This is a genomic window from Kitasatospora sp. NPDC056327, assembly GCF_042261735.1.
In the GTDB taxonomy this organism is placed as follows: Bacteria; Actinomycetota; Actinomycetes; order Streptomycetales; family Streptomycetaceae; genus Kitasatospora.
In genome coordinates, this window is sequence record NZ_JBHJRC010000456.1 from 1 (window position 1) to 4,046 (window position 4,046).

A 4,046-nucleotide genomic window follows, 5' to 3' on the forward strand; every position below is an offset into this window, starting at 1 on the left:
GCGGATCCGTCGGCCCGGGGGCCCCGGCGCGGGCCGGGCGCCTACCCGGATCGGGTCGGATCATGCGCGTCGTACCCTCGGGCGCCCCGCTCCGACAGGTTCGGGAAGAGCCGGGTCACGGGGCGGGCGTCCGGGCGTCCGGGCGTCCGGCCGTGGGCGGTCGCGCAGGAGCAGGAGCGCGGCGAGGACGGTCTCGCACCGGATGTCCGCGCGCCGGCCGGAACCCGGGGTCGGCCGGGCCGTGACGGTGGCACGGCCGGTGGCGAGGGCGACGTGGACGGTTCCCACCGGCCGGCCGTCCTGCGGCGAGGGCCCGGCGACGCCGGTGACGGCGAGCCCGTACGTGGCCCCCGTAGCGGTGCGGATCCCGCGCGCCGTCTGGGCGGCGGCCTCGGGACGGACCGCCCCTGCTCGGCGCGGGGCCCGCTGTCGACGTGCGGCAGGGTGCTCTTCGACCCGGTCGCGCAGGCGACGACGACGCCGAGGAAGATCTGCCCCGGGGCCGGGGCCGGCGCCAGGGCGGTGCCCGGTGGCCCGCGGTCGGTGACTCGGCGACCGCCACGGTGTGTCCGGCCGCCGCCAGGGCGGAGGTGGTCCACCGGACCAGGACCCCGCCCGGTCGAGCCCGTCGCGGGCGGGCACCGAACCCTCCGGAGGAGGGCGTCCCCCGCCGTCCCCGCCGTGCCCCGCCGTGCCACGAGCGCGGGCCATCGATCCGCCCGGGGTCAGGTCTCGACGACCACGCGCACGGTGTCCAGCGCGGGATCGGCGCTGTCGGGGACGAGCATGCCCGCCCCGATGCCGCTGCGCAGGTAGTCGAGCACGTCGGTGTTGAGGCGCTCCCCCGGCAGGGCGGCGGGGATGCCGGGCGGGTAGGGGGTGAGCATCTCGGCGGCGATCCGGCCGGCGGCCTTCGCGGCGGGGACCTGCTCGGTGGGGCCGAAGAACGCGTCGCGCGGCAGCAGCACCTGCTCCAGGCGGAGCCGCTCCGGGTCGGGAACGTCGACGCGGGGCACGGGCGGCAGGCCGTCGGCGACGGCGGCGAGCTCGCCGAGGCCGTCCAGGAGGGCGGCGGCGGTGGTGGTGTCGTCGGCATGGGTGAGCTGGGCGCTGATGCGGCGGTGGTCGCAGACGTGGAGGGTCAGCTGGTGGTGGGAGCGCAGCCAGTCGCCGGCCCGGTAGCCGCTGGTGCCCAGGGCGGAGACGTCGATGATCACCTGGAGGGGGTCGAGGTCCGCGGCCCGGCCGGGGCCGCAGAAGTCGTCGCGGCCGTGGACGTGCAGGCCGTCGAGGGCGTCGACGCCGGCGCGGACGTGACCGGCGAGGTCGAGCGCGCGGTCGTAGAGGGCGCGGCCGTGCTGGACCATCTGGCGGCGCCAGCCGTCCAGGGCCGCGTAGACCAGGGTGGAGGGGCTGGTGGTGCCGAGCAGGTCCTCGCGCTGCTTCAGGACGGCCGGGTCCACGCGGTCGCCCCGGAGGTGGAAGACGGAGCTCTGCTCCAGGGCGGAGCCCATCTTGTGCACGGAGGTGACGCACACGTCGGCGCCCGCGTCCATCGCCCAGCGCGGCAGGTCCGGGTGGAAGGGCAGGTGCGCGCCCCACGCCTCGTCCACGATCAGCGGCTTCCCGCGCTCGTGGCAGACGGCGGCGATCGCCTCCAGGTCGGCACACGTCCCGTACGGGGTCGGGGAGGTGACCAGCGCGCCCTTCGCGTCGGGGTGGCGCTCCAGGGCGGAGCGGACGGTGTCGGCGGACGGCGGGTGGGCCAGGTGCAGACGGGCGTCCCACTCCGGCTCCGCCCAGACCGGGCGGATGCCCGCGAGGACGAGGCCGGCGACGACGGACTTGTGCACGTCCCGGCCCACGACCAGTTCCTCGTGGGGGCCCGCGACGGCGAGCATCGCGGCCTTCACCGACAGGGAGCTCCCGCAGGTGGAGAAGAAGGTGTGGTCGGCGCCGACCGCCTCGGCCATCAACTCCTGGGCGTGCCGGAGGATCCCGCGTCCGTCCAGCCGGTCGTCGAGGCCACCGGTGGCCAGGATGTCCGCGCGGAAGACGTCGGCCCCCAGGGCCTGGAGGACGCGGGGGTCGGCGCCGCGGCCCTGCTTGTGGCCGGGCGGGGTGAACGTGGTCAGCGGGTTGGCGTGGAAGGCCGCGAGGGCTTCGAGCACCGGTGCCTGGGACTGGTCCATGCCGCGCGTGTGCCCGTGGCTCCCGGCGGCAAACGGCGCCGCGACGGGCGCGCGACGACCGGCTCCGCGGCCCGTTTCCGGTCCCGGAGCCGACCGTCGCGTGCCCCCCCCGGAGGTCAGTCCGAGGGCGTGCGACCGCCGGGCCCGCCGGCGCCGTCACGGCCCTCGCCCCGTCCCTCCGGGGTGCTCCGGGGGCCGCCCCGGGGACCGCGGACGTCCCCGGGGCGGTAGGCGAGCGTCTTCTTCCGGGCCTGCCGGCGGCTGCCCCAGACGAACGCCCCGATGAGGAGGCCCACGACCAGCACGGCCGGAATCACGAGTCCGGCGCCCGACATGGATGCCGCGGTCTGGACCACTTGGTCGGTCATGGGCGGTTTCCTTCCGATCGTTTCTGCGGAGTTCCGGCGCGGTGCGGGTGCACGGCACCGCGCCGGGGCGGCGCGGCGGGGCGCGGCGAGGCGCGGCGGGGAGGTGGTTGCCGGGTCGCCCCGCCCGGCGGCTCGTCCGTCCGCTGACCCCCGAGCCGGTGTCGGCGCCGGCCGGAAAGCGGTCCAGCAAGTGGTGCACCGTCCGGTTTTCCCCGATTCGTGACCGTAAACGGCGCCGGCCGGTGCGGCCGTGCTCAGCTCCGGAGGGCGGGCAGCACCAGCTCGCGGTAGGCGTCGAAGAACACCTCCTGGTCGGGGCCGATCTGGCCGACGTACACCTCGTCGAAGCCGGCCCGCGCGTAGGCGCGCACCGTCTGCACGTGCTCCTCCGCGTCGTCCCCGCACGTGAAGGCGTCGGCGGCCATGTCGCGGGTGACCAGTTCGCAGGCCTGCTCGAAGTGGGCCGGGGTGGGGAGGAGCTGGGCGAGCTCACCGGGCAGCAGCTCGGTCGGCCACAGCCGGTGCACCGTGTCGACTGCCTTGTCCCGGTTGCTGCTCCAGCACACCTTCACGCCCCCGACCACCTTGCGGTCGGCGCCGCCGCCCTCGCGGAAGGCGCCCACCAGGTCCGCGTCCGGGGTCATGGTCACGAAGCCGTCCCCGATCCGCCCGGCGAGTTCGGCGGCCTTCGGCCCGAACCCGGACACCAGGACCGGCAGCGGGCCGCGGGGCGCGGTGTACAGGCGGGCGTTGTCGACGGTGTAGTGCCGGCCCCGGTGGCTGACCTGGTCGCCGGTGAACAGGCTGCGCATCACCTCGACGGCCTCCTCCAGCATGTCGGCGCGTTCCTCGAACGAGGGCCAGCGATCGCCGTGGACGTGCTCGTTGAGGGCCTCGCCGCTGCCCACCCCGAGGGCGAAGCGCCCGTCGAGCAGGACGCTGGAGGTGGCGGCGGCCTGAGCGGTGACCGCCGGGTGCAGGCGCACCGTGGGGCAGGTCACCAGGGTGGTGACCGGCAGGTCGACGGTCTGCGACAGGGCTCCGATCACGGACCAGACGAACGCGCTGTTGCCCTGGGCGTCGTTCCAGGGGTGGAAGTGGTCGGAGATCGCCAGCCGGGTGAACCCGGCCTGCCGGGCCAGCCGGGCCTGCTCGATCAGTTCGGCCGGGGTGAACTCCTCGCACGACAGGAAGTACCCGTACTCGGTCATCGGTTCCCGCTCCTCTCGGTCGTCGTCCCCCTCCCGGCGGGTGCCCCGGACGGCGCGCGGATATCACGCGCGGCCGGTGCCCCGTCGGCGCCGACCCGGCGGTCGCGGACCTGGCCCAGGCCCAGGCCACCCACGGCCTGCACACCATCGGGCTGAAGGCCGCCCTCACCGAAGCCAGGCACCGGCGCTCCGACGGGGGGGGGTGGCCGGGCCCCGGCAACGAGAAGCGGGGGGCCCCCCCCGGCGGGGGGGCGGGCTCAGCTGGGGCCGCAGCC

The 4,046-nt window shown here is 76.3% G+C and carries 4 protein-coding genes; all 4 read right to left on the reverse strand.

Going from position 1 to position 4,046, the window contains the following annotated elements; all coding sequences use genetic code 11:
• Positions 1-60 precede the first annotated feature (60 nt).
• Positions 61-711, reverse strand: coding sequence for a CinA family protein (locus tag ACFCX4_RS35080; RefSeq protein WP_376151332.1), 651 nt, complete (start codon positions 709-711; stop codon positions 61-63).
• Positions 712-725: 14 nt separating this feature from the next.
• Entirely contained in the window at positions 726-2,192 is a 1,467-nt protein-coding gene (locus tag ACFCX4_RS35085; RefSeq protein ID WP_376151334.1) for an aminotransferase class I/II-fold pyridoxal phosphate-dependent enzyme, read from the reverse strand.
• A 116-nt stretch (positions 2,193-2,308) separates the two neighbouring features.
• The gene (locus tag ACFCX4_RS35090) at positions 2,309-2,560 is read right to left on the reverse strand and encodes a DUF6479 family protein (protein WP_376151336.1); all 252 of its coding nucleotides are present in this window, start codon (positions 2,558-2,560) and stop codon (positions 2,309-2,311) included.
• Between the two features lie 254 nt (positions 2,561-2,814).
• The gene (locus tag ACFCX4_RS35095) at positions 2,815-3,771 is read right to left on the reverse strand and encodes a TIGR03557 family F420-dependent LLM class oxidoreductase (protein ID WP_376151338.1); all 957 of its coding nucleotides are present in this window, start codon (positions 3,769-3,771) and stop codon (positions 2,815-2,817) included.
• Positions 3,772-4,046 lie beyond the last annotated feature (275 nt).

Bases quoted from the DNA above. Each gene is read 5' to 3' on its own strand.
- ACFCX4_RS35090 (WP_376151336.1), bottom strand. From the start codon at position 2,560: ATGACCGACCAAGTGGTCCAGACCGCGGCATCCATGTCGGGCGCCGGA.
- ACFCX4_RS35095 (WP_376151338.1), bottom strand. From the start codon at position 3,771: ATGACCGAGTACGGGTACTTCCTGTCGTGCGAGGAGTTCACCCCGGCC.
- ACFCX4_RS35085 (WP_376151334.1), bottom strand. From the start codon at position 2,192: ATGGACCAGTCCCAGGCACCGGTGCTCGAAGCCCTCGCGGCCTTCCAC.
- ACFCX4_RS35080 (WP_376151332.1), bottom strand. From the start codon at position 711: ATGGCCCGCGCTCGTGGCACGGCGGGGCACGGCGGGGACGGCGGGGGA.